Source organism: Rheinheimera baltica (assembly GCF_030731985.1).
GTDB classification, from domain to species: Bacteria; Pseudomonadota; Gammaproteobacteria; order Enterobacterales; family Alteromonadaceae; genus Alishewanella; species Alishewanella baltica.
The window spans coordinates 273,153-297,506 of sequence record NZ_JAPJDY010000006.1; the positions used below are offsets into that span (position 1 = coordinate 273,153).

Sequence of the window (24,354 nt, forward strand, 5' to 3'; positions counted from 1 at the left end):
CAGTGGGTTTTATCAGAAAGCCAGCAGCCTGCCAAGCGTAACGCGTTTAGCGCATTGCCATTAGCATCGTGGCTGGCTGCTCCAAATATTGTTTCCACAAATTGGTGAAACGCGCAATGGTGCCACCATCAATTACTCGGTGATCGCCAGACCAGCTTACTTGCATCAGCTGACGAGCTTCAACTTCACCTTTGGCATTAAAACGTGGCAGCGTTTGTACTTTACCCAGCGCGACTATCGCTACTTCTGGCTTGTTAATAATCGGCGTTGCTACCGTGCCGCCCAGCGCACCAATATTTGAAATACTGATGGTACCGCCTTTTAAATCGGCCGGGCTAACACGGCCTTCACGAGCAAGATCGGTTAAGCGTGTCAGCGCCTGCGCAATATCAATAACAGACTGATGCTGACAGCCTTTAATATTGGGTACCAGCAAGCCTACTTTTGAATCGACAGCGATGCCAATATTGTGATCGTCAAAATAAGTCAGCTCAGTACAGTCTGCATTCACTTGCGTATTCATAATAGGGAATTGATTAATCGCCAGTGACAATGCCTTAATAAAAAACGGCATCATGGTGAGCTTAACACCCTGCTTGGCATACTGATCTTTTAAACTGGCGCGCAGTGCAATCAAATCGGTTAAATCAATCTCTTCGCAATAGGTAAAATGCGGAATGGTTGATACCGACTCCATCATCTGCCGTGCCATTACCGCTTTAATGCCCTTAATAGGCTCAACACGGCGGCCACCGGCTACCGCTGTAGCTTTAACAGCTGGAGATGCGACAGAAGCAGCTGGCACATTACTTTTCACACTACCGCCTTGTGCAAAGGCTTTTACATCGTCTTTATACACCCGGCCTTTATCGCCACTGCCAGGCACTTTGGCTAAATCGATATTCAGCTCACGTGCTAAACGCCTTACCGCTGGGCTGGCTAATGCCTTACCCTGCGGCGCCGCAGTGCTGTGAGTTGCAGATTGCGTTGCCGTTTGCTGCGCTGAACCCGAACTAGTCTGTTGTGAACTGGCTTGGATTAATGGCGCCAGTGCCGCGGTTGCCTGTTTTGTTGTACCCGCATGCGACATGGCAAATAATGGTTGATGCACTTTGGCAATTTCGCCTTTAGAATAATAAAGCTTGGTGACTTTACCGGAATACTTAGCTGGAATTTGTACCAGCGCTTTGTCAGTCATGACATCGCACACCGGCTGATCTTCAACAATCTCGTCGCCTTCGGCCACAAGCCAGTCAACAATTTCACATTCAACAATACCTTCACCAATGTCCGGTAAAATAAAGTCTTCAGTTTCGTTGTTCGCTGTCGCTGCAGATGGGGTGTTAACGGCTGCTGGCTGCGTCTTTGTAACCGCAGCGGGCTCCGATGCCGCGTTGCTGTCGCCAGTCAGCTGCATTTCAAACAACGGCGCATGCACTTTGGCAATTTCGCCTTTGCCGTAATATAGCTTAGACACCACACCGTCGTGCACAGCGGGTATTTGTACCAACGCTTTGTCGGTCATTACGTCGCATACCGGCTGGTCCTCGACGATGGTATCGCCTTCTGCTACTAACCAGTCGACAATTTCACATTCAACAATACCTTCACCGATATCCGGCAGAATAAAATCTTTTTTCATTGCTGCCTCCGTTAGAAATTGACCGAGCGCTTAATGGCTTCGTAGGTTTTTAAATGATCTGCCACGTACTCTTTTTCCAGCGCCAGCGGGTATGGTGTATCCATACCACATACACGCTCAATTGGGCTTTCCAGATACAAGAAGCACGTTTGCTGAATGGTGGCTGCAATTTCACCGGCAAAGCCACCGGTTAACGGTGCTTCATGGTTTATCACTAAACGGCCGGTTTTCTTAACCGAGGCGGCTACGGTATCAGCATCCCAAGGCAGTATGCTGCGAAGGTCAATCACCTCACAAGAAATACCGTCTTTCTCGGCCATTTCCACAGCTTTTTGTACTATTTCCATCTGCGCACCCCAGGCAAGCACAGTAACATCTTTACCCTGCTGTGTTACCTCAGCTTTGCCAAGTTCAATCTCGTAATACTCTTCTGGCACTTCGCCAGTCGATGCGCGGTACAGCTTTTTCGGTTCAAAGAAAATAACCGGATCCTGGCTGGCGATAGAAGCCAATAACAAGCCTTTTGCCTGATACGGGTCACGCGGAATAACGACTTTCAAACCTGGGGTGTGAGCAAAATAGGCTTCTGGCGACTGACTGTGATAATGACCACCGGCAATACCGCCGCCGTAAGGAGTTCTGAAAACCAAACCAGCTACATTAAACTCGTTGCCTGAGCGATAGCGAAACTTCGCCGTTTCATTCACAATTTGGTCAAACGCTGGGAAGATATAATCAGCGAACTGAATTTCAGCCACCGGTTTCATGCCCTGTGCTGCCATACCATTGGCAAAACCGGCAATGCCTTGCTCAGTGAGTGGCGTATTAAAGCAGCGCGCCTTACCGTATTTTTCCTGCAATTTACTTGTAGCCCGAAACACGCCACCAAAATGGCCCACGTCTTCACCAAAACACACTACACTGTCGTCTTTGGCCATTGCCAAATCAAGCGCATTATTAATGGCCTGCAACATATTCATTTTTGCCATTAGTCTAGTCTCCCCGCAGTCACCGGATACGCATCTGGATACTTACGAATATGCGCTTTTAATTCATCTAATTGTTGTTGTAATGCTGGAATTGGCTCGGCATAAACATCTGATATCAAATGTTCAATGCCCGGTTTGGCAACCTTTTCTGCTACTTTTAATGCATCTAAAATTTCTGTACGCAGTGCTTCAATAGTGGCTTTATCATCACTATCGTTAAGCCAGCCTTTTTCAATTAACCAAAGACGATAGCGGGAAATTGGATCGTTTTGCCGCCATTTTTCTTCTTCTTCTTTTGAACGATAACCACTTGGATCATCAGAAGATGAATGTGCACCTAAGCGGTAGGCCATAGACTCAATGAGCACTGGTTCATTGTGCTCAATCGCGTGCTGACGAGCCATCTGTGTAGCTTTGTATACGGCCAATATGTCCGCACCATCAACTCGCAATGATTTCATACCATAACCCACGGCACGACAAGCAATACCATCGCCAACAAACTGCTCATTCGCCGGCGTTGAGATGGCATAGCCATTATTACGACAAAAGAAAATAACAGGCGCTTTGTGCACAGCAGCCATATTTAAACCGGCATGAAAGTCACCTTCAGACGCGGCCCCCTCACCAAAGTAACAAATGGTAGTGTTTTTTAAACCACGCAGCTTTTGCGCATAGGCATAGCCACTTGCCTGAGGGATCTGTGTTCCCAGCGGCGAAGAAATGGTCATGTAGTAAATATCTTTACTGCCGTAGTGCACCGGCATCTGCCGCCCTTTGCCTAAATCTTTTTCATTCGAGAACAGCTGGTTCATAAATTGTTCTAATGTAAAACCACGATAACGCAACGCCCCCTGTTCACGATACTGCGCCATGATCATGTCTTTATCATCCAAAGCAGCAGCACTTCCGACAGTAGCCGCTTCTTCACCTAAACATTGCATATAAAAGCTGATACGACCTTGGCGCTGTGCCGCCAACATGCGCTCATCTAACACACGGGTAAATACCATGGTGTCATACATTTTAAGCGCAGTAACTTTGTCCAGCTCGGGGGCCGAAGCGCCCTCATACAGGCTACCGTCATCCCGCAGAATACGAAGTGTTGGAATTTTTAACGCATCACCGGCAGTAAATTCTGCAGTGTGCACCGAGGTAATGGTGGCGTTATTAGGGTTTGTCATAGAATGTCTCTTGTTTGTTATACGTGATAGACATGTGGTTAGCCACGCCAAAACAGCCTTGGCGCTGTTCTGACTGACTTTATTATAGCGGCGTTTACCGCTTTCCCCGTTTTACGTAGCACTATGGATACGCCGGTTTATTCTATTTATTGTCGGCGGCAACTTTACCTTTACGTAAACTGCATTGCAACCAAGTGTCGGTAAAGTGCTCATTGCGACCAGTTAAGACTGTCAGCTTAAATTTACTATTTAAGATAAATAACAGGTCACAATTGGTTTCTTAAACGACATTACCAGCAACCGTTGTTGGCACCACCATTAACATTGCCCGCTGACCTTTAGCTACTTTTGCATTAGGAAAAATCAGGGCTTCACCTGGCTGCTCTACCCGGTATTCCAATTCGCCATCTGACGCTAATAGTGTGCCAACCGGATAACTCGTAAAGTTTTCTACATCATCCGCAAAGTGCAGTTTAAACGCTTCGGTTTGCTTATTAATCGCGCGATACACCTGATATAACTGAAACTGATGCTCATCAAAGGCGACAGTTTGTACCGTATCGTGACTAATTAACTGGCGTAGCGCCGTGCAGACTTTAGTAAAGCGAGTCATATCGTTTTGCCCAAACGGTTTTACTTTGCCAAGCTCAATAGTGAAGGCATCTGCACCATGTGTATTAGATGCAAAATAACTAAACGTTGTCGCTGGGGTTTGCATCAACAATACCGTCGTAACATCGCAAGCCTGTAGAAATTCAAATTGGGCTTTTCGCCACGGTTTTTCGTGTAAAAAGGGATATACAGCAAACTTTTCAAAACGGGAGCCACGAATAGCCGTGTGTAAATCATACAAATAACGGTTACGCGGCACTAAATCAGTTACGCGTGACGAGCTATAGAACTGTCCAACATAACCCTCTAGTTTTTTCGCCCTTTCGCGTTCAGCGCTAGGCGTTACAGCAGTATCGTTATGCTGCCCTGAAAATAAACGATTAAGGTTTTCTTCGATTTCACGCTTAGACGCATTAATCGCTGGAGGGTTGCCGAACAACACCAGCAAGCGATGTTTTAGTGTAATCTGACCGGTTAACACCTGCTGTACTATGTCTGCGCAAATTTCTATTGGCGCAGTTTCATTACCATGAACACCGCACGACAATACAATATCCTGATGGGTTAGCTGTTTCGGTTCAAAACAAATAACACCGGTATCCCAAATGCACACTATTGTGTCATCAAGTAAACTAAAGTTAAACGGTTCAAGGGCGTTAGGATTAGATAGCGTTAGCTTAAGAAAATCACCATCTTGTTGAAGTTGTTCTAATAATGTTGGATGTGACATGCGCCAGCTCCCTGTTGTGAGTCTGGCACTAATTCTACCTTAGTACGAGGATGGACTAAACGGCTTACTCTTGTTCTGGAGCAAAAGATACAACTTGATTTCGCCCCGCCTCTTTTGCGCGGTACATTGCGCTATCAGCATCAGCTAACAACTGCTTTAACTGATAACCTGAGCTATCAGCACCGGTAACACCAAAACTGGCGGTAAGCGCAAATTCCGTTCCACTAACAGCTGTATCGATATTAGCAATCGCGTCTCGGCAAATTTCGGCTAACAATAATGCTTTATCCGTATGGCACCCAGGTAGTACAACAACGAATTCTTCACCGCCAATACGACCAAACACGTCGTTGTTACGCATGAAATTCCGGCAGGTATTTACAACTTGTTGTAAGGTCCAGTCACCTATAGCATGACCGTAGGTATCGTTGATGTTTTTAAAAAAATCCAGGTCAAACAGAATAAGCGCAACAGGTTTAGCGTTACTTTCGCAATAATCTAAAGCAACCTGGGCCTGATTGTTAAAATGATAACGGTTGCTAATGCCTGTAAGGTGGTCATACTCGGCAATTCTTTTAAAGCGACGTCTGCCGGTAATGCCGCGATACGCCATTACAATAGCAAGTACAAGAACAGAGGCTAACACTAATACAAGAAGACGGTTTTGCTTTGCTTCACTCTCATAAACGTTTTTTTGCAGGTAGAGTAATTCGTTATCTTTATTTAACAACTCGATTCGTTGATTTTTTACTTCAATTTCACTTTTCACCAGTTCATAAGAAAGCTGTTTATCAGCACGATCTTTATCTAATAAGTTAGCAATCTGCTTAAACACTTTATAGTACTCTAACGCTTGCTCAAAGTTTCCTTCATTAAAAGCAATCTTATAGGCAGTTTCATTTAAGTACATTCTGAGTTCTTGAGACTCATTTGAAGCAGATTTTTCGAATGCCAGCTTAAGATAGCGCTTTGCACTTATATAATCCTTACGCTCAAGGGCAATATTTGCATCGACGTTGTATACGCTTCCAACAAGAACAGGATAAGAACTGGCTAACGCCGACGCCCTAAATTGATCCATTAACGTGATCGCATCGTCAATTTGATTATTGTCTAAGTACGCTTTTGCCCACTGCGCATAGGCCAGATCTTGCCATAATGTTTCGCCAACATCTTTGCAGCTATTAACAGCAGCTTTTGCATGTGTTGAAAGTTCATCTATTGATGAAAAATATAAATGTAATCTGAAATCGAGATAATCAGCAAAACACGCCCTGTCTTCTTGCTGTGTAACTGCTCGTAATCGTTCGATATAAAACTGAGCTAAGTCTTTTTGCCGGGCATCAATATATAAATGCGCCATCGGTGCCAGAACTTGTCTAAGTGTATATGCATCATCAATTTCGTTAGCCGTTCTCAAAATGTCATCGGCATACAAAAAGGCTTTTCTAAAATCTCGCTTTATTTGATAGGCATTAACCGCAAGCGCAGATAATCTGAATTTTAATGTCAAAGGCAAATCTTGTTGCAACATTTGCTCAATTTCATCAATAACGCTGGTATAGCCTTTCAGATAGACGTTACGAAACAAGTCTAAAAATTTGACGTAGTGTTGTTCTTTTACATTTAGCTCAGTATCTTTTACTAACCATTCGTCTAACGAACTAGAGAATTGTTCAAAATTCTGAGTTTTAATTTTATCCAACTCGGTTAGCGCAGCCCAATTATCTGCGGATACCTGACAAGATATTAGTAAAAAAGCCGCAGCTAATATGCTGCGACTTTTCCTTAAATGCAGGGAATTAAACACGTTAAACCTACTCAGCCGTTCACGACCAAGAGGCTTTCAGTATCTTTTTTATCATCATCTTCGTCATCATTTGGCTGCTCCTTGCCGGGTTCTTCCGCTGGAAAAACACCACAAACAACGTTGTTGCGGGCGTCAATTGCAAATTCAACTGCTGACACTATTGAACGCTTAGTGTCTACATTTACACCTTGCTCACGAAGCATTGTAACTAACTCGGCTTCTGCCATGTGTTTTAAACTTGCCGTTGAACCTAATTCTTCCATAAAACGTATAATGTTAGACACGTGAAATTTCTCCTTTGGCTAAATTTTTCTTTAAATTGCGTTTGCAAAATACTTTTATACGTTAACACAGCGCTTTTGGCTAGTTTAACAACAAACAAGTGAATAATTTTATTAAATATCTTTGCTTTAAAAAGCACACTTTTGTTTATGTAAATAAAACATATTATTTTGTCCTTCGCATGGCCTAAAACCAAGTAACCTTGCAGCACGTAACGCAGCTAGATTTTTTTCATGTATTTCCATTGTAAAATGATGCACGTCCAGAACGCGTTGCACGTGGTGCATCAGAGCAACAGTCGCCTGCTGCGCATACTGCTTGCCTTGCGCTAGCGGTGATACCATGTTTCCTATCTCTACTATTTCGTTTTTACGATCAAAATCTGAAATACAACACAGCGCTACGGCTTTATCACTGTTAATAGGTCGGGTAGTTAAAAATAACCTATTGCCGCAAGATAGTTTATTTTGCGCCAAAGCATGCTCAAAACTGGCTTTAGCCTGTTGCAGGCTTAATGGTGTGGTAATGAATCGCATCACCCTTTCACTGGTATAAAGATGCAGATATAACTCTTCATCTTCTTCGCCAAGGGGCTTTACATGCAAATCTTCAGTGCTGAATTCAAATGCGCTAGCAATTAACAATGCAGTCATACTTTTTAGTTGTCTCGGCTTTCAACCAACAGCTCTAACTCTGCAATCAGTTGCTCGTTTAGCTGAGGTTTAGTGCTAGGTGGAATAACCAACGTTGTTTTTAAATCCATCTTTGCATCAGGCAAACCACTTATGGGTATATATTCAATGCGCGTTGGCTGAATAGGCAACGTTGCCGCTTCGTATAAAATCACGTTGTGATCCAACGAATAGTACTCGGTTAGTAGTTTTACTAATACCTTACGGTATTCACTATCAGTGGTAAATTTGGCCAGGCTTCTATCCCCCGCTACACCTACCTGCCACAGCACCAATAACGCCGCGGTATCTATAGTACGTTTATAAAACATAAACTGGCTGGTTTCAAAATGCTGACAACCCGATGTACCTGGGTCTATGGCTAAATCGGCGTACAAACAGTCTTCTGCAGAAATACCTGGCTCCATATGCGCGTTGAAACCCAACTCACGCGCTTGTTTTATGGCATTGTGTGGCACCCAAGCAAAAACACCGGGGTGGCCATAAAAAGCGCCGACGACTTTTTTACCGGCTTTTACTTCAGCCAGTATGGCCGCAACCATTTCGCGGTAAGTGATCATCCGTGATTTACCTTCCAGGTAATACGGCTGCAACGAACGCACATCAGCATTCATTTGCTCTATCCATTTTTCAGTAATACCGTCGGCAACTAACACAAACACCACGTCTGCCTGTTCTATATAACTGCGCGATAATGGGCTGATATGTGCCCCCAACGTCATACCCGTGCCAACACACACTAAGCTTCCTATCTGCAAACCGTTTATCCTTAATTTTTTGTTTACTATAATGCGGTAAGAACATTACAGGCAATAAAGAATACAAGCAAAAAAAAGGCCTGTTTTACACAGGCCTTTAGCTTTAATTCTTTGTTATTTTGCACTTTTCCAAATGCCATACCCGGCTGACGTAATCTTCTATCGACCTGTCTGAAGTAAATTTACCCACCGACGCGGTATTTAGAATAGCCTTTTTCGCCCACAATGCTTTATCTCGATACCACTGATCAACTTTCTCATGAGCCTTGCTGTAGCTTTCAAAGTCAGCCAACACCAGATAAGGGTCGCCACCTTCTAGTAAGCTGCGTTTAATTGCTGCCAACTCACCGGGTTTACCCGGCGTGAAATAATCAGTTTCAAGCCAATCGAGAATCGCCTTAATTTCAGGATTATTGTAGTAATAATCGGCGCTATTATAGCCTTTAACATGCAAAGCTTTTACTTCATCAACCGTTAAGCCGAAAATAGCAATGTTTTCATCACCAACTTCTTCGGCAATTTCAATATTTGCACCATCTAGCGTACCAACGGTAATAGCGCCATTTAATGCTAGCTTCATATTTCCGGTACCAGAAGCCTCTTTACCAGCAGTAGAAATTTGCTCTGACACGTCGGCTGCAGGGATCATCTTTTCCGCTAATGTCACACGGTAATTTGGCATAAACACCACTTTAAGGCGGTTTTTAACTCGCTTATCGTGGTTGATTTTCTCTGCTACTTTATTAATGGCATAAATAATGTCTTTCGCCAGCTTATAGCCCGGCGCTGCTTTGGCACCAAATAAGAATACCCGTGGCGCCATATCGTAGTTTGGATCTTGTAAAATACGACGATACAAAGCGAGAATATGTAACAAATTCAAATGCTGACGCTTGTATTCATGTAAGCGTTTAATTTGAATATCAAATATGGCGTGCGGATCAATATCAATATTAGTTAATTTTTTCACCACCGTTGCCAATTCAGCTTTGTTTTGCTGCTTTATGGCCATAAAAGCATCTTGTACGGCAGCATCATCAGCAAACGCTGCAAACTTAGACAATTGCTTTAAATCTGTCGGCCAGGCTGTTCCAATATGATTATCAAGCAGCTTCGATAGCTTAGGGTTACAGGCTTTTAACCAACGTCGTGGTGTAACACCGTTAGTAACGTTAGTAAATTTATCTGGCCATAACGCAACCATTTCCGGGAACAGATCAGATTTCACCAATTTTGAGTGAATTTCTGCAACGCCATTGACGCGAAATGAACCAACGACAGACAAATGGCCCATTCTAACCATTGGCTCATGGTTTTCTTCAATAATGGACAATTTGCGTTTTTTCTCATCGTCTCCCGGCCATAAAACATCAACTTGCTCTAGTAAAAAGCGACGGTTAATTTCGTAAATGATTTCCAGGTGTCGTGGCAATACCTTTTCAAATAATCGCACCGGCCATTTCTCTAATGCTTCAGGCAGTAATGTATGGTTAGTATAGGCAAATACCTGCTGACAAATGCTCCAGGCCTGGTCCCATTGCATTTCTGCCCGGTCAACCAAAATACGCATCAGTTCAGGAATAGAAACCGCTGGGTGAGTATCGTTTAACTGAATAACCACTTGTTTGGCAAATTCACTCCAGTCATCAGCATGCGCGCGCTTATAACGACGAATAATATCTTTTAACGAACACGAGACAAAAAAGTATTGCTGGATCAGCCGTAGTTCTTTACCTGCATCGGTCTCATCGTTTGGATACAACACCTTAGATATCGTTTCTGCTTCTATATTTTCGCGTGCAGCATCAATATAGCCACCAGAATTAAATACGTCCCAGTTAAAAAAGTCACTGGCACGGCTTTCCCATAATCGTAAAACATTGACTGAACTGCCGTTATAACCAACAACAGGAATGTCCCAAGGCACGCCTTTAATAATACGGCCAGGGTGCCATACTTTTTTCATCCGCCCTTGCAGGTCATAAACGGTTTCTACATACCCATACACCGAAATTTCCTGAACTGATTCAGGCCGGCAAATCTCCCATGGGTTGCCATATTCACGCCAACTGTCCGGACGCTCTATTTGCTTACCGTCTTGAAAGCTTTGTTGAAACAAACCATGCTCATAATGAATACCATAACCAATGGCTGGGTAATTTAATGTGGCCAAAGAGTCAATAAAACAGGCAGCCAGTCGGCCAAGACCGCCATTACCCAGCGCCATGTCTTCTTCTTGATCTTCCAAATCAGCAATATTCATTCCCAGTTCGCCAAGCGCTTGCTTAGCTTGATCGTATAACCCCAGGTTATGCAGATTGTTGCTAAATAATCGCCCCATCAAATACTCAAGGCTAAAATAATGCAACGCCCGGGTATTATTCTCATAATGGGTTCGCTGAGTATTACGAAGTCCGTCGTAGACTTGTTCATTAATCGCTGCGCATGTCGCACGCCACCATGCTTTAGGGCTTGCCTTGTTTACATCTGTACCCAATGTCGCATGTAAATGACGAACAATCTGATCTTTAAGCTGCTCAGTGCTAATTTGTACCGCACCGGTAGCGGCAGGTGCTGAGTGTTTTTTCATTACAAATCCCGATAAGTTAATGCCTGTTTTTTCAACAATGTAGCGGCAATTGTAGAATTATTACAAAAAAATACCCTATGTCCTGCGTTATAGCAAAATAAACAACGACTGCTGAAAGTTGATTACATTTATATTTTTATACATTTCAACATGTTAGATTTTACTGAATACGTATTCAACGAAAGTTTTGGCGTCTGCTTCTAACTGTAGCAGATGAGCTTGACCAACAAAGCTTTCTAAATATATTTTATAAGCGTTTTCGGTACCTGAAGGTCTTGCCGCGAACCAACCATTTCGCGTTACCACTTTAACACCGCCAATATCTGCAGAATTGCCCGGCGCTTTAGTTAACACCCCTAAAATGTCATCACCGGCTAGTGTGGTTTGGCTGACACTGCTTACATCTAGTTTTTTTAGAGCCGCTTTTTGTTCACTGCTGGCCGGAGCATCTAAGCGGCGGTATAAAGGCGAACCCAGTTCTTTCGTTAGTGCTTGATATTGTTGATATGGGTCAACACCGGTTTTAGCCAACATCTCTGCAGCAAGTAAACCAAGGATAAAACCATCTTTATCAGTTGACCAGACAGTGCCATCGAAGCGTAAAAAACTGGCACCCGCACTTTCTTCGCCACCAAAGGCTATAGTGCCTTGGTGTAAACCCTCGACAAACCATTTAAAGCCAACCGGCACTTCAAGTAATTTACGCCCGCGAGCAGCAACTACCCGGTCAATGAGTGCACTGGATACCAGTGTTTTACCAATAGCCAGTTCAGGGTCCCAATCGGGGCGATTGGCAAGCAAGTAATTTATGGCAACGGCAAGGTAATGATTAGGATTCATTAAACCACCACTGCGGGTAACGATTCCGTGACGGTCAAAATCAGGATCGTTACCAATGCTAATGTCGAACTGATCTTTTAACTGAATAAGATTTGCCATTGAATAAGCCGATGAACAATCCATACGGATTTGACCATCTTTATCCAGCGGCATAAAAGCAAAAGCGGGATCAACTTTGTCGTTAACAACCGTAATATTAAGGCCATACTGCTTGGCTATACGTGGCCAATACGCTAAACCTGAACCGCCCATAGGGTCTACCCCAATGCGGATCCCAGCTTTAGCTATTGCATCCATATCAATTACATTTTTTAAATCATCAACATAGTGTTGAATATAATCAATATGTTGACAGTAACCCGATTGGAGCGCTAAAGCGTACGGCATCATTTTCACACCGTCGAGATCTTTTGCTAGTAACTCATTAGCGCGCTGTTCTATCCAGTTAGTCACATCCGTATCTGCAGGCCCACCATGTGGCGGATTATATTTAATACCACCATCCTCTGGTGGGTTATGCGATGGCGTGATGACGATACCATCAGCCAATTGTGCCTCAGCACCGGCATTTTGCGTTAAAATAGCGTGCGAAATTACAGGGGTAGGTGTATAGCCCAAATCTTTTTGGATGCAGACCTGAATTTTGTTGGCAATAAGTACTTCAAGTGCCGTTGCAAATGCCGCTTCAGACAATGCATGCGTATCTTTACCTAAGAATAATGGTCCGGTAATGGTATTTTTTTTCCGATAATCCGCTATCGCCTGACAAATAGCTAACACATGAGGCTCATTAAATGAGCAATGTAGCGCACTGCCACGATGACCAGAGGTACCAAAACTCACTTTGTGTTGAGGGTGAGTATGCACATCAGGTTCAAGCACATAATAGGCTGTCATTAAGCGACTGATATTAGGCACCATTGAATTAGGCACCGGTTGCCCGGCTAACGGATGTAAAGACATAGAGTTTCCTTGTTATAACAAATCGCGAATACGTTCAGCATCCTGCTCACTATAGCCGAGTTTTATTGCTGTCTCGGTTAACATCATCTTCTTGCGAGTGGTATTGGAGTTAGTTATCACCCAAAAATCGGTGTTAGGGATTTGCTTAGGATTAGTACTGCTGCCCGCTTCGGACAATTCTTCTGCGCTGCGGCCGAAATATAATCTATTACGGCCTTTAATATCCAATACCTTATTAAATTGCTTTTTATGCACCCGGGCTAATGTTGATAAAATAAATAAAAACCGCCCCACCACACTCGACTCTGCCTGTAAATCTTGCTTGTTTATTAAGTCAAAAATATTACTGTTTACTGCTACCGGGGTTTCAACCGCTGCAACCTCAGATACCTCTGGCACCTGTGCTTCTGCATCACCTAATAGTAAACGGCGCAAAATCTCGGATGCACTTTCACCTATTTTCTTTGTCTGGCCGGCGATGTATTGATAAAGCTCGTCATCTATTTCGATGGATTTCATATATTTATTCCGCGCGCTAAAAGTGGCCTCATTATATAAAGCCTTGTCGACTGACGCCAGCAACATGATTTGTTAGAATACTATTCTAACCTTGATGAGACGTTGTTTATGCTTTTACATACCCATAGCAGTGGCAAGTTCGATAGCCGAGCCACTCCAATAGTACTGATCCACGGCCTGTTTGGCAGTTATGAAAACCTTGGTGTCATTGAGCGTAGTTTAAGCGAGCATTATCACGTCATTAACGTTGATGTACGTAACCATGGTCGCTCTGGCCACAGTGACCAGATGAGCTATCCATTAATGGCAACAGATTTAGCACAAACTTTGGATGCATTAGAAATACCACAAGCCGTGTTATTAGGCCATTCAATGGGCGGTAAATTGGCAATGGCTTTTGCGCTTAAATACCCTGAGCGTGTTACAAAGCTAATTTTGGCTGACATAGCACCGGTGAGTTATCCCCCTAGACATGCCAGTATTTTCGAAGGTTTAATGGCGGTAGACTTAAATAAGTTAACCAGCCGCGCAGAGGCTGATAAGCTGTTAACTCCGCACATAAATGAACCGGGTGTAAGGCAGTTTTTGTTAAAAAGCCTTATAAAAGACGATAATGCATTTCATTGGCGCTTTAACCTAACCGCATTAAAGCAAAATTATTCGGCACTGATTGATGGACCACAAACTGACGGCCAATACGATGGCCCCACGTTATTTATAAAAGGTGGCGAATCTGACTACATACAGGCAGAACACCGGCCGATAATTGCTAAACTATTCCCCAATGCACAAGCAAAAATTATCCAAGGTACCGGTCACTGGCTGCATGCTGAAAAACCAGCTGCTTTTACCCGACTGGTACAAGCGTTTTTATTGAGCTAAAACACTAAAATCTTGCCAAGTTATGCTATAGTGCGCGCTCTTTTTTGCAGGTTAGGTAATGTGCAATGTCGATAGAGCAGTTTGAGTCTTTAGGCTTGTGGCTTGGGCTGGGTATCCTGTACTTGTTTATTGTCATGGCAATACGTGACGTGCTGAAAAAAAGCAATGCACCAAAGTTTGGTCAGTTTTTTGTCTGGCTGGTACTATTTTTATCGCCAGCAGTATTTATTATAAAAAGCTTAGTACCTTTTTTCTTAGAATAGTAAGGTTTGGATTAATGGCGAAGATTGCCACTGATCACACCACGATTGATTTGTTTGCCCAGGAAAAGCGCCCCGGCAGGCCGAAAACCAATCCGCTGCCACGGGAAGAACAACTTAAACTGAACAAACGTAATCAAATTAAACGTGATCGTAGTAAAGGGTTAAAGCGCATTGAGTTTAAAGTGTCAGATCACCTTTATGCTGAGTTGAGCCAACAGGCCAACAAAGCCGAAATGACACGCAGTGCGTATATAGAACATATTTTGACACAAGTTTTAACCAGGTAAGAAGGTTAGATTAATGGCAACAGTAGGCATTTTTTTCGGTAGTGATACCGGTAACACTGAACATATCGCCAAGATGATCCAAAAAGAATTGGGTAAACATTTATTCGATATTCGCGATATAGCAAAAAGCAGCAAAGAAGATATTGCTGGCTATGATTTACTGCTGCTAGGTATTCCCACCTGGTACTACGGTGAAGCACAGTGTGACTGGGACGACTTTTTCCCTGAGCTGGAAAATATCGACTTTAACAATAAGCTAGTCGCTATATTTGGTTGTGGCGATCAGGAGGATTATGCGGAATACTTCCTCGACGCAATGGGTACGTTAAGAGACATTATTGAACCCAAAGGTGCCATTATTGTAGGTAACTGGTCCACCTCCGGCTACAATTTTGTTGCCTCTAAAGCCTTAGTAGACGATAACCACTTTATCGGCTTGGGTATCGACGAAGACCGACAGCCAGAACTCACTGAGCAGCGCGTTAAAAACTGGTGCAAGCAAGTTTATGACGAGATGAGTTTAAAAGAGTTTGAAGGCCTGTAATAGAGAGGCTTAAGAGAAAAACCGGCATTTGTATCGCCGGTTTTTTTACATCTAGAAAGTTAGCCCGCCCGATACTTTGCTTTCTTTCGTACATAAACAGTACGGTTTACTTCTGCAACTAGCTGATTATCATTGTCTTTAATGTGGACAATAAACTGTGGAAAATGTTTGTTGCCATCTTGCGTAGCAGTTCTAATGCATTCTACCGTGTCATCGGATAACCAAAATTCAGCGGTCAACTTGCCCTTACCTGGTGTAATAAAATTAATATCAGCTTGTTTATCCCACACCAAATATTCCTTGCCTAAAACGCCCATTAACATAAGGGGATAGATAGGATCTGTCATCGCAAAAATAGAACCGCCAAACTGACTACTATTAATATTTTGCGTCCAGCTCCTACCTTTAAGCTCTACCCTGCAGTACCGGTAGTCGTTACGTAGCTCAGCTACCTTAATGCCTGGAAAGAAAAATGGTGGCCAAAAGTTGAGTAAATGCCGCATTACTGCTGGGTTAAATGCCCATTTCATAAAACACCCCTGGTATGACCTCTTGGAGGCTATTGTACTTTGCCAATGAGTTAATACAAGATTTGCTTTACAACAACAACGGCATTTTGCCATTTCATTCTGCCACTAATGTCTTTATAATCTTTTGTATATATAAGCCAGAGTTAGATTTTTTATGTCAGATCATAACAGCGAATTACGTAAAGCAGGTCTAAAGGTAACCCTACCGCGGGTAAAAATTTTAGAGATCCTGCAAGATCCAAAACACCAGCACATTAGTGCAGAAGACGTATACAAGCTGCTATTAGAAATAGGCGAAGATATCGGTCTGGCGACGGTGTATCGGGTACTAAACCAATTTGACGATGCAGGTATTTTAACCCGCCACCATTTTGAAGGCGGCAAGTCAGTATTTGAACTTACCGGCGGCAGTCATCATGATCACTTGGTTTGCTTAAAGTGCGGTAAGGTTATCGAGTTTGAAGATGACGTTATAGAGGCTAAACAATTAGAAATTGCCGAGAAAAATGGTATTAAGCTAACGCATCACAGTCTGTATTTATACGGTGAGTGTAAAGACACCGTACAATGTAAGAAAAACAGTGAAATGAATTAAGCAGTTGTTTCATTATTTAGGCACCTTAGGGTGCCTTTTTTACGCGTTAAACCGCGCGAGTTGTAATACGTGCCATCAGCAACGCGTTGACATAATTACCATATTGAAAGGCATAATCAGTTAACTCCGCTTCGACTTCAAAGCCAAAACGCTCATATAACGCTATCGCCGCTTCATTACTGCTATAGACGGTAAGCTCCACGCGACGAATATTAAGCCAGTTATCTGCCATATCTAAAGCTGCACGTAATAATGCCGAACCTACGCCTTGCCCCTGAAACGCTTCCGACACGCCCATGCCCAACTCTGCAACATGACGCCGACGCGTATTCTGGCATACTTGTAATCCAAGCTGACCAATTACACTACCTTCTACCTCGGCAACCAAATTATAAAAACCAGAACCGGCACTATAAAGTCGCTGCCAGTTAGACACGGGTTGATAAGGTAGTTGTAACGTATTCGCATAGACAGATGGTTGGTCATAAATTGCTTTAATCGCGTCAATATCAGCGGGTTCAGCGTGTCGGATCACTGTTGGCATAATAGTATCCTTAGAGATTTGGCTACTATAATAGAAGGCTTTTGCCATTTTCAACAAGCTCTAAAATGACAAAAGCCAGCAAAATTGCTGGCTTTTATTAGGCCCAGTTAACGCTAGCCTAACTGCTGTTCTAGCTCAGGTAACACAGTAAATAAATCAGCGACTAAACCATAATCTGCGATTTGGAAAATCGGTGCTTCTGCATCTTTATTAATTGCCACAATAACTTTTGAGTCTTTCATGCCGGCCAGGTGTTGTATTGCGCCGGAGATCCCTACCGCAATATATAAATCGGGGGCAACAATTTTTCCCGTTTGACCCACTTGCATGTCATTTGGAACAAAACCAGCGTCAACTGCAGCTCGTGAAGCACCAATAGCAGCGCCTAACTTATCGGCGATACCATTTAACAGTGCGAAATTTTCACCATTTTGCATACCACGTCCGCCGGAAATAACTACACGGGCAGCGGTTAACTCAGGGCGTTCAGATTTAGTAAGCTCTTCGCTAACATAGCGAGACATACCAGCATCGGCTGCTGCTGCAATATTTTCTATCGCCGCGTTATTGCCAGTTTCAGCCGCACGAAACGCAGCTGGGCGAACCGTTAATACTTTAATGCTATCTGTTGACGTTACCGTCGCAATTGCATTGCCAGCATAAATCGGCCTGACAAAGGTGTCGGCACTGTCAATGGCAATAACATCAGATATTTGCGCCACATCTAACAATGCTGCCACGCGAGGTAGGAAGTTTTTACCTGTGGTGGTCGCCGCAGCCAGAATATGACTGTAGTTTTTACCCAGCTCGGTAACCAATGCAGCAATATTTTCCGCTAATTGATGTTGATAAATAGCATCATCGGCCACTAACACTTTACTCACGCCTACGATACCTGCGGCTTCCGCAGCAACACCAGCACAATTGGCACCGGCAACAAGTACAGTAATGTCACCACCAATAGCGCTCGCTGCCTGTACGACTTTATGCGTTTCACCTTTAAGATGCTGATTGTTATGTTCTGCAATAAGTAAAATAGCCATTAAATCACCTTCGCTTCATGCTTTAACTTGTCTACCAGCTCGGCGACTGATTCCACTTTAACGCCACCCTGACGTACTGCAGGTGCTGTAACTTTCACCACGGTAACGTTAGATGTAAGACTAACACCAAAGCTATCTGCTGCTTTTACATCTAATGGTTTTTTCTTCGCTTTCATTATGTTAGGTAATGAAGCGTAACGTGGTTCATTTAAACGTAAATCTGTGGTCACAACAGCAGGCAGGCTAAGTTCAACGGTTTGCAAACCACCATCTATTTCCCGGGTTACCGCAACTTTACCATCTTGTAGTGCAACTTTAGATGCGAAAGTGCCCTGCCCCATACCAGTTAGCGCAGCTAACATTTGACCGGTCTGGTTATTATCAGAATCTATCGCTTGTTTACCTAATATCACCAACCCGGGTTGCTCTTCGCCAACCACTTTTGCCAGTAATTTGGCTACTTGCAACGAATCTAGGTTTAGTGTTGTTTCAATGTGAATGGCGCGATCAGCGCCTAACGCCAGTGCAGTGCGAAGTTGTTCCTGAACAGCAACCGGGCCGATAGATACGGCAACCACTTCGGTTGCACTACCGGCTTCTTTTAATCGTACCGCTTCTTCGATAGCAATTTCACAAAACGGGTTTAAAGCCATTTTAACGTTGGCCAGATCGACACCTGATTGATCCGCTTTTACCCGCACTTTTACGTTATAATCTATTACCCGTTTTACCGGCACCAATATTTTCATATATTCCTCATTATTTCCTGCGCCACATTATACGATTTGGCTACAGGTTTACGTTAAGGTAAAGCCGCTCTGATTTAGATTGCAACAATCTACTTACTGTTGACGTTAACGTCAACCTGCAATACCCTAAACAACATGATAAAAGCGGCGTAAGCTGTAAATAATAAACTCCAAGAGGTACATGCCGTGGAAAGAGAATCAATGGAATTCGATGTATTAATTGTAGGCGCTGGCCCAGCGGGTTTGTCAACTGCGATAAGATTAATGCAACAAGCGAAGGCCGCGGCCAAAGAGCTAACGGTTTGTGTGGTAGAAAAAGGCTCAGAAGTTGGCGCTCATATCTTGTCTGGTGCGGTGTTTGAGCCCCGCGCTTTAAATGAGTTACTACCCAACTGGCAAGAACAAGGTGCCCCTGTCACCACTGCCGTTACGCATGACGATATCTATCTGTTTAAAAATGCCGACGACGCAACCAAATTACCCGGTTTTGCCGTCCCCAAGACCATGCATAATAGTGGTAACTATATTGTCTCAATTGCCAACTTGTGTCGTTGGTTGGCTCAACAAGCCGAACAGCTTGGCGTTGAAATTTTTCCAGGCTTTGCCGCTAGCGAAGTTCTAATTGACGATAACGTTGTCAAAGGCATCGTCATTGGTGATATGGGCTTAGATAAAGATAGGCAACCTAAAGACAGTTTCGTGCCAGGCATGGAATTGCATGCCAAGTACACCGTTTTTGCTGAAGGTTGCCGTGGCCACCTCGGTAAACAGCTTATTGCGCATTTTGAACTGGATAAAGATAAATCACCGCAACACTACGCCTTAGGTTTCAAAGAAATTTGGGATATTCCGTCGGAGCAACACCAACCGGGTTTAGTCATGCACTCTGCAGGTTGGCCGCTGACCAATGATACCTCTGGTGGTGGTTATTTATATCACGCCGAATCGCAGCAAGTGGTTGTTGGGCTTATTGTCGATCTTAACTACAGCAACCCACATTTAAGCCCGTTTGAAGAGTTCCAGCGGTATAAACAGCATCCTGTGGTTAAGCAGTACCTAAAAGAAGGCAAAAGGGTGAGTTATGGCGCAAGAGCCATTACTAAAGGTGGCCTGAATAGCCTGCCCAAAATGAGTTTCAATGGCGGTTTGTTGGTAGGCTGTGATGCAGGTACGTTGAACTTTGCCAAAATTAAAGGCAACCATACAGCGATGAAATCAGGTATGTTGGCAGCCGAAACCCTGTTTAACACATTATCGCAAGATGATAACGGCGGTAAAGACTTAACCGCATTTGCTGATGCTATTGAGCAAAGTTGGCTATACGACGAGCTCTATCGCTCTCGCAATTTTGGCCCTGCTTTGCATAAATTTGGTACCTTTTGGGGCGGTGCATTTAATACGCTGGAGCAAAACTGGTTTGGTGGTAAATTTCCTTTTACATTGAAAGATAATAGCTTAGACCATGCTCAGCTTAAATTAGCGAATGAGGCTCCGGTAATTAATTACCCTAAACCTGACAATATTGTTAGTTTTGACCGCTTATCGTCTGTTTATTTATCCAATACCAATCATGAAGAAGAGCAACCTTGTCATTTAAAACTGGCTGATAGCAGTATTCCTATTAGTATTAATTTGCCTAAATATAACGAACCAGCACAGCGCTATTGCCCAGCTGGCGTATATGAGATTGTGCAAGATGAAAACAATGCACCCAAATTTCAAATAAACGCACAAAACTGTATTCATTGTAAAACATGCGACATTAAAGATCCGGCACAAAATATCACCTGGGTAACCCCCGAAGGTGCAGGTGGCCCTAACTACCCCAATATGTAACCCCCCTCTTATGTGCGTTAACGCTACCATGTCGTTAACGCACGTTTATATCATAGATTATTGTTATTACTTGCGTTGCTAAAATACTTTATTAAAAATTTCCAGCTATTTTTCATACTCTTTTTTGGCTTAATGATAAACAACTACTACCTTTAACGCAGACTGTTTGTTTTTAATTGTTGCCAAAATGCGTTGTCTGAAACAGGAAGTAGCTAATGAATAATAGAATTAAACCTGATCATAACCCGCAAGATGAGGTTGTCTCCGTAAAGGCGGTGTTAAAAAAAAGCACAGCTACACCTTCAGCAACAACACCCTCGTTCGCCAGTGATCGCTATATGTATTTTACCGAACGAGATCTGAATAAAATACTGACGAATCTGGACGCACTAAGGGCCAGTGTCTTTCCTGTGTCGAACCCCGATAATGAAATTCAAAGTCGTAAACAACAGAACTTCCCCTCTGTATGCCTAATTGGTTTGGGTCGCTGCGGGTCTAACATTGCACTGGATGTCGCATCGCTGGTTTATAGCGCACGTAATTTTTATCTCAGTGAATTTAATAACGAAGAAAAACAAACCCGTGAGCAAGAATATCGTCCAATGCGATGGATAAAACGCAGTTTGCATTTGTCGAACTCACAAGCTGTAAAACCTGTTTTTTTGATTGAACCATTAGTTATGCTAGGCGACCTGGACAAAGACATTGAGGGCCGCATTCGTTTTTCACACAAGGGTGAGAAAAGTGGCTTTTTGCATGATTACACAAAAATGAAAATCATGGATTTATCTGAAGTGCATGCAGGTGGCGCCGGTAATGCGCCGATTCTGGGTCAATATCTGGCCAAAATCATTTTGAACAAAGATACACAGCGCTTTGCTAACCCCGATTGGAAATTTATACACTCTTATTTGATTGATTCCTGTGGCATAAAAGCTAATCAGTCCAGACTATACTTTTACATTTTTAGTGCCGGTGGCGGTACGGGCTCTGGCATGGCATCAGAGTTTGGCTTAGCGCAACAGTATGCGTATATGAGTAAAACTTTTGATACTCGCATGCTGGCTGAAGATGAAGAAAACCGCGGTCATTCCTTTGTTTTTGAACCCATATTTACCAGTGGTATTTGTATTTTGCCTAATATATCCGACCATGGTGTTGAGATGTCCGAGGCGCTGCATATCAACGCAGGACGGTTACTGTGCAAATACCTGGCCGAAGAATGGGACTTTTCTTACAACTTTGATAATGAAGATAGCAGTGAATCCAGCGTGATGCATCGCATCCGGCCCTGGAATGCCATGATGCTGATATCCAACGACATTATGCGTTATGCAGAAGAAACCGATGACGGTGGCATTCAGCATATTGATGTCAATGCGATGGAGAAGTACGCTAACCAGTATATTTCACAGCAAATATTTAATATTTTAACTGCGCAAGCCGTTACCACCGATTATGACGAAAACTACTTTCGCCGTGCAGGTATTGATATTGGCGAGACTATCAGGCTTGATGCTAACGACTTGTTTATGAGCCTCGCAGGCCCGGTTGCAGTTGCGTACGCTGAATCGGTGATTCCCGCGGATAGTAGTCTGGCAGATAAAAAAGCCGGTACAGCATTAAATATTGATGATTTATTTTTTCGCTCAATAGATTTGCCTCACTTTAACAAGGTTACTCAAGCCATAGAAGGCATTAGTTTACTGCCGATAGAATCGGGGCGATATCGTGAAACCCTAGCCAGCTATGTTAAGAACGGCTATAACGCAACAGAATTAAAGGATCTGCATTTTTTTAAAAACTGTTCTTCCGTCGTGTCTATTGTTTCGCTGCCCAAAGACTATAAATTGTCTTACATGGATTTAAACCGTCTAAAATCGCATCTTAATTCACTGTTTCCCAATACGACATTAAAACGTTATGCCCTGGTAATTGGCGCTTCTGCGAATATTTCTTTAACCACGTTAATTGTTAAAAGCCCATGTTTAAGCGATGATTTTCTAACACTCATTGTCGCCTTTATTAAACGCTGCTTTGCCAAAGACAACTACCGCTTTGATGAGCAGCTAGATAAAGCTATGTTAGAGTTTATCCGCTCTGACGACTTTGACGAAGCCGCTGTAGACACCATGTTAAATGAGTTTGAAAATCCAGCGAAAATTCTCGATACCAACTGGTACGCTATCAAACCCATGTATGAAAAAAAATACCGTGAACTTATCCATAACAAAGACAAGTTTGTCTCTATAAACGATATTCGTTTAAGCCGGGATAGTGTCAAAAAGGCCATTAAGTATCTGCGTGAAATATACCGGCATAAAATCAGCAAAACTAAAGTCATTTCGCTGAATCCGGCAGGAAGCACCAGCACTTCATCAAAAGACTAAATATATATATTTTTGACAGCACAATTGGCTTAGCTGTTCTAAGCAAATTGCTTTATCTGGTAGCGAAAAAGCCCTCGAAGCCCTACACTATCGCCATTATTGACACTGAAAGGAATAGATCCACGTTATGTCTGATGCGACCTTGTACCGGTTAAATAAGTTTATCAGTGATACAGGCTTTTGCTCGCGCCGTGAGGCCGACAAATTTATTGAGAAGGGTCAAGTAACCGTCAACGGTGTTATTGCACCGGTTGGGTTGAAAGTGACGGAACAAGATCAGGTATTAATTGACGGAAAACCGTTAAAAGCTAAACCCACCCGGGTATATTTGGCCTATAACAAACCAGTCGATATTACCTGCACCACAGAGCGCCATATTCATGGCAACATTATTGATGCGGTTCGTTATCCTGAACGGATTTTTCCCATTGGCCGGTTAGACAAGCCCTCAGAAGGTTTGATTTTTCTAACCAACGACGGCGATATCGTCAATAAAATTTTGCGTGCTGGCAACGCACATGAGAAAGAATACGTTGTTACGGTTAATAAACCCATTACAGAGCGTTTTATACAACAAATGAGCCGTGGCGTGCCTATTCTTGATACTGTCACCCTGCCCTGCACAGTACTGCAGCGTTCTAAACAAAGTTTTACGATTACGCTAACCCAAGGGCTTAACCGTCAAATCCGACGGATGTGTGAGCATCTTGGGTATGAAGTACAAAGCTTAAAACGTACGCGCATTATGCATATTCGTGTAGCCGGGTTGAAACCTGGTAGCTGGCGTTTGTTAGATCCAATTGAAATACGCATGCTGGAGCAACAATTACTCACTTCAACTAAAACCGCTGATAGTGGAGATGAAATTAACAGCTTTGAAGACTAGCGTGGTTTAAAGGACTAATCGACACAGTCTGCGGTGAATACCGTTACTGTGTCGGGCTAAATATTATAAATCGCACTAATGCTAAACGAAAAACGCAGCCATAAGGCTGCGTTTTCTAATTTGGAGCGAGTAACGAGGTTCGAACTCGTGACCTCGACCTTGGCAAGGTCGCGCTCTACCAGCTGAGCTATACT

Annotated in this window: 23 protein-coding genes; 8 read left to right on the forward strand and 15 right to left on the reverse strand. The window is 43.2% G+C overall.

Annotated elements, in window-relative coordinates; all coding sequences use genetic code 11:
- Positions 1-46: 46 nt before the first annotated feature.
- From ORJ00_RS12175 to seqA, 11 genes are all read right to left on the reverse strand, one after another.
- Complete coding sequence (locus tag ORJ00_RS12175) at positions 47-1,642, reverse strand: dihydrolipoyllysine-residue acetyltransferase (protein WP_306139996.1); 1,596 nt, start codon at positions 1,640-1,642, stop codon at positions 47-49.
- Positions 1,643-1,653: 11 nt separating this feature from the next.
- Entirely contained in the window at positions 1,654-2,631 is a 978-nt protein-coding gene (locus tag ORJ00_RS12180; RefSeq protein WP_306139997.1) for an alpha-ketoacid dehydrogenase subunit beta, read from the reverse strand.
- Positions 2,631-3,815: a thiamine pyrophosphate-dependent dehydrogenase E1 component subunit alpha gene (locus tag ORJ00_RS12185; protein WP_305974406.1), complete on the reverse strand. Its 1,185-nt coding sequence runs from the start codon at positions 3,813-3,815 to the stop codon at positions 2,631-2,633. Before ORJ00_RS12185 ends, ORJ00_RS12180 begins: the two co-directional genes overlap by 1 nt.
- Positions 3,816-4,095: 280 nt before the next feature.
- Positions 4,096-5,157, reverse strand: a complete 1,062-nt coding sequence (gene astE, locus ORJ00_RS12190; RefSeq protein WP_306139998.1) for a succinylglutamate desuccinylase — start codon at positions 5,155-5,157, stop codon at positions 4,096-4,098.
- 64 nt (positions 5,158-5,221) lie between these two features.
- The gene (locus tag ORJ00_RS12195; RefSeq protein ID WP_306139999.1) at positions 5,222-6,691 is read right to left on the reverse strand and encodes a GGDEF domain-containing protein; all 1,470 of its coding nucleotides are present in this window, start codon (positions 6,689-6,691) and stop codon (positions 5,222-5,224) included.
- Between the two features lie 287 nt (positions 6,692-6,978).
- Positions 6,979-7,251, reverse strand: coding sequence for a hypothetical protein (locus tag ORJ00_RS12200; RefSeq protein WP_305974400.1), 273 nt, complete (start codon positions 7,249-7,251; stop codon positions 6,979-6,981).
- A 126-nt stretch (positions 7,252-7,377) separates the two neighbouring features.
- Positions 7,378-7,902 (reverse strand): GNAT family N-acetyltransferase, encoded by a 525-nt coding sequence (locus tag ORJ00_RS12205; protein ID WP_027670134.1) that lies wholly within the window; start codon positions 7,900-7,902, stop codon positions 7,378-7,380.
- A 5-nt stretch (positions 7,903-7,907) separates the two neighbouring features.
- The gene (locus ORJ00_RS12210) at positions 7,908-8,699 is read right to left on the reverse strand and encodes an SAM-dependent methyltransferase (protein WP_027670135.1); all 792 of its coding nucleotides are present in this window, start codon (positions 8,697-8,699) and stop codon (positions 7,908-7,910) included.
- A 103-nt stretch (positions 8,700-8,802) separates the two neighbouring features.
- Positions 8,803-11,289, reverse strand: coding sequence for a glycogen/starch/alpha-glucan phosphorylase (locus ORJ00_RS12215; RefSeq protein ID WP_306140000.1), 2,487 nt, complete (start codon positions 11,287-11,289; stop codon positions 8,803-8,805).
- A gap of 153 nt (positions 11,290-11,442) precedes the next feature.
- Complete coding sequence (gene pgm / locus ORJ00_RS12220) at positions 11,443-13,092, reverse strand: phosphoglucomutase (alpha-D-glucose-1,6-bisphosphate-dependent) (protein ID WP_306140001.1); 1,650 nt, start codon at positions 13,090-13,092, stop codon at positions 11,443-11,445.
- A 12-nt stretch (positions 13,093-13,104) separates the two neighbouring features.
- Complete coding sequence (gene seqA / locus ORJ00_RS12225; RefSeq protein WP_305974390.1) at positions 13,105-13,611, reverse strand: replication initiation negative regulator SeqA; 507 nt, start codon at positions 13,609-13,611, stop codon at positions 13,105-13,107.
- A gap of 69 nt (positions 13,612-13,680) precedes the next feature.
- Here seqA and ORJ00_RS12230 point away from each other — a divergent pair, with 69 nt between their 5' ends.
- From ORJ00_RS12230 to fldA, 4 genes are all read left to right on the forward strand, one after another.
- Positions 13,681-14,493 carry an alpha/beta fold hydrolase gene (locus ORJ00_RS12230; protein WP_306140002.1) on the forward strand — a complete coding sequence of 271 codons (813 nt, stop codon included), beginning with the start codon at positions 13,681-13,683 and terminating at the stop codon, positions 14,491-14,493.
- A gap of 65 nt (positions 14,494-14,558) precedes the next feature.
- A complete protein-coding gene (locus tag ORJ00_RS12235) occupies positions 14,559-14,756 on the forward strand; it encodes a DUF2788 domain-containing protein (RefSeq protein ID WP_027670140.1) in 198 nt (65 codons plus the stop codon).
- Between the two features lie 14 nt (positions 14,757-14,770).
- Positions 14,771-15,043 carry a LexA regulated protein gene (gene ybfE / locus ORJ00_RS12240; protein WP_305974386.1) on the forward strand — a complete coding sequence of 91 codons (273 nt, stop codon included), beginning with the start codon at positions 14,771-14,773 and terminating at the stop codon, positions 15,041-15,043.
- 13 nt (positions 15,044-15,056) lie between these two features.
- Positions 15,057-15,587, forward strand: coding sequence for a flavodoxin FldA (gene fldA / locus ORJ00_RS12245; RefSeq protein WP_027670142.1), 531 nt, complete (start codon positions 15,057-15,059; stop codon positions 15,585-15,587).
- Between the two features lie 59 nt (positions 15,588-15,646).
- Here the strand turns inward: fldA and ORJ00_RS12250 are convergent, their stop codons facing one another.
- Positions 15,647-16,117, reverse strand: coding sequence for a DUF4442 domain-containing protein (locus ORJ00_RS12250; RefSeq protein ID WP_306137308.1), 471 nt, complete (start codon positions 16,115-16,117; stop codon positions 15,647-15,649).
- Between the two features lie 154 nt (positions 16,118-16,271).
- On the opposite strand from ORJ00_RS12250, the gene fur reads away from it, so the two are divergent.
- Positions 16,272-16,712, forward strand: coding sequence for a ferric iron uptake transcriptional regulator (gene fur / locus ORJ00_RS12255; protein ID WP_027670144.1), 441 nt, complete (start codon positions 16,272-16,274; stop codon positions 16,710-16,712).
- 46 nt (positions 16,713-16,758) lie between these two features.
- Here fur and ORJ00_RS12260 read toward each other — a convergent pair whose 3' ends face one another.
- The 3 genes from ORJ00_RS12260 to ORJ00_RS12270 all read right to left on the reverse strand — a co-directional run bounded on the left by ORJ00_RS12260 (position 16,759) and on the right by ORJ00_RS12270 (position 19,048).
- Positions 16,759-17,256: a GNAT family N-acetyltransferase gene (locus ORJ00_RS12260; protein ID WP_306140003.1), complete on the reverse strand. Its 498-nt coding sequence runs from the start codon at positions 17,254-17,256 to the stop codon at positions 16,759-16,761.
- A 113-nt stretch (positions 17,257-17,369) separates the two neighbouring features.
- Positions 17,370-18,299, reverse strand: coding sequence for an electron transfer flavoprotein subunit alpha/FixB family protein (locus tag ORJ00_RS12265; RefSeq protein WP_027670146.1), 930 nt, complete (start codon positions 18,297-18,299; stop codon positions 17,370-17,372).
- Positions 18,299-19,048 (reverse strand): electron transfer flavoprotein subunit beta/FixA family protein, encoded by a 750-nt coding sequence (locus ORJ00_RS12270; protein WP_306140004.1) that lies wholly within the window; start codon positions 19,046-19,048, stop codon positions 18,299-18,301. The genes ORJ00_RS12265 and ORJ00_RS12270 overlap by 1 nt, the downstream gene beginning before the upstream one ends.
- A gap of 201 nt (positions 19,049-19,249) precedes the next feature.
- Between ORJ00_RS12270 and ORJ00_RS12275 the strand changes: the two genes are divergently transcribed.
- The 3 genes from ORJ00_RS12275 to ORJ00_RS12285 all read left to right on the forward strand — a co-directional run bounded on the left by ORJ00_RS12275 (position 19,250) and on the right by ORJ00_RS12285 (position 24,160).
- The gene (locus ORJ00_RS12275; protein WP_306140005.1) at positions 19,250-20,884 is read left to right on the forward strand and encodes an electron transfer flavoprotein-ubiquinone oxidoreductase; all 1,635 of its coding nucleotides are present in this window, start codon (positions 19,250-19,252) and stop codon (positions 20,882-20,884) included.
- A 338-nt stretch (positions 20,885-21,222) separates the two neighbouring features.
- Complete coding sequence (locus ORJ00_RS12280; RefSeq protein ID WP_305974503.1) at positions 21,223-23,274, forward strand: hypothetical protein; 2,052 nt, start codon at positions 21,223-21,225, stop codon at positions 23,272-23,274.
- A gap of 127 nt (positions 23,275-23,401) precedes the next feature.
- Complete coding sequence (locus tag ORJ00_RS12285; RefSeq protein WP_306140007.1) at positions 23,402-24,160, forward strand: pseudouridine synthase; 759 nt, start codon at positions 23,402-23,404, stop codon at positions 24,158-24,160.
- Positions 24,161-24,354 lie beyond the last annotated feature (194 nt).

Bases quoted from the DNA above. Each gene is read 5' to 3' on its own strand.
- ORJ00_RS12175 (WP_306139996.1), bottom strand. From the start codon at position 1,642: ATGAAAAAAGATTTTATTCTGCCGGATATCGGTGAAGGTATTGTTGAA.
- ORJ00_RS12180 (WP_306139997.1), bottom strand. From the start codon at position 2,631: ATGGCAAAAATGAATATGTTGCAGGCCATTAATAATGCGCTTGATTTG.
- ORJ00_RS12185 (WP_305974406.1), bottom strand. From the start codon at position 3,815: ATGACAAACCCTAATAACGCCACCATTACCTCGGTGCACACTGCAGAA.
- astE (WP_306139998.1), bottom strand. From the start codon at position 5,157: ATGTCACATCCAACATTATTAGAACAACTTCAACAAGATGGTGATTTT.
- ORJ00_RS12195 (WP_306139999.1), bottom strand. From the start codon at position 6,691: ATGTTGCAACAAGATTTGCCTTTGACATTAAAATTCAGATTATCTGCG.
- ORJ00_RS12205 (WP_027670134.1), bottom strand. From the start codon at position 7,902: ATGACTGCATTGTTAATTGCTAGCGCATTTGAATTCAGCACTGAAGAT.
- ORJ00_RS12215 (WP_306140000.1), bottom strand. From the start codon at position 11,289: ATGAAAAAACACTCAGCACCTGCCGCTACCGGTGCGGTACAAATTAGC.
- pgm (WP_306140001.1), bottom strand. From the start codon at position 13,092: ATGTCTTTACATCCGTTAGCCGGGCAACCGGTGCCTAATTCAATGGTG.
- seqA (WP_305974390.1), bottom strand. From the start codon at position 13,611: ATGAAATCCATCGAAATAGATGACGAGCTTTATCAATACATCGCCGGC.
- ORJ00_RS12235 (WP_027670140.1), top strand. From the start codon at position 14,559: ATGTCGATAGAGCAGTTTGAGTCTTTAGGCTTGTGGCTTGGGCTGGGT.
- ybfE (WP_305974386.1), top strand. From the start codon at position 14,771: ATGGCGAAGATTGCCACTGATCACACCACGATTGATTTGTTTGCCCAG.
- fldA (WP_027670142.1), top strand. From the start codon at position 15,057: ATGGCAACAGTAGGCATTTTTTTCGGTAGTGATACCGGTAACACTGAA.
- ORJ00_RS12250 (WP_306137308.1), bottom strand. From the start codon at position 16,117: ATGAAATGGGCATTTAACCCAGCAGTAATGCGGCATTTACTCAACTTT.
- fur (WP_027670144.1), top strand. From the start codon at position 16,272: ATGTCAGATCATAACAGCGAATTACGTAAAGCAGGTCTAAAGGTAACC.
- ORJ00_RS12260 (WP_306140003.1), bottom strand. From the start codon at position 17,256: ATGCCAACAGTGATCCGACACGCTGAACCCGCTGATATTGACGCGATT.
- ORJ00_RS12265 (WP_027670146.1), bottom strand. From the start codon at position 18,299: ATGGCTATTTTACTTATTGCAGAACATAACAATCAGCATCTTAAAGGT.
- ORJ00_RS12270 (WP_306140004.1), bottom strand. From the start codon at position 19,048: ATGAAAATATTGGTGCCGGTAAAACGGGTAATAGATTATAACGTAAAA.
- ORJ00_RS12275 (WP_306140005.1), top strand. From the start codon at position 19,250: ATGGAATTCGATGTATTAATTGTAGGCGCTGGCCCAGCGGGTTTGTCA.
- ORJ00_RS12280 (WP_305974503.1), top strand. From the start codon at position 21,223: ATGTATTTTACCGAACGAGATCTGAATAAAATACTGACGAATCTGGAC.
- ORJ00_RS12285 (WP_306140007.1), top strand. From the start codon at position 23,402: ATGTCTGATGCGACCTTGTACCGGTTAAATAAGTTTATCAGTGATACA.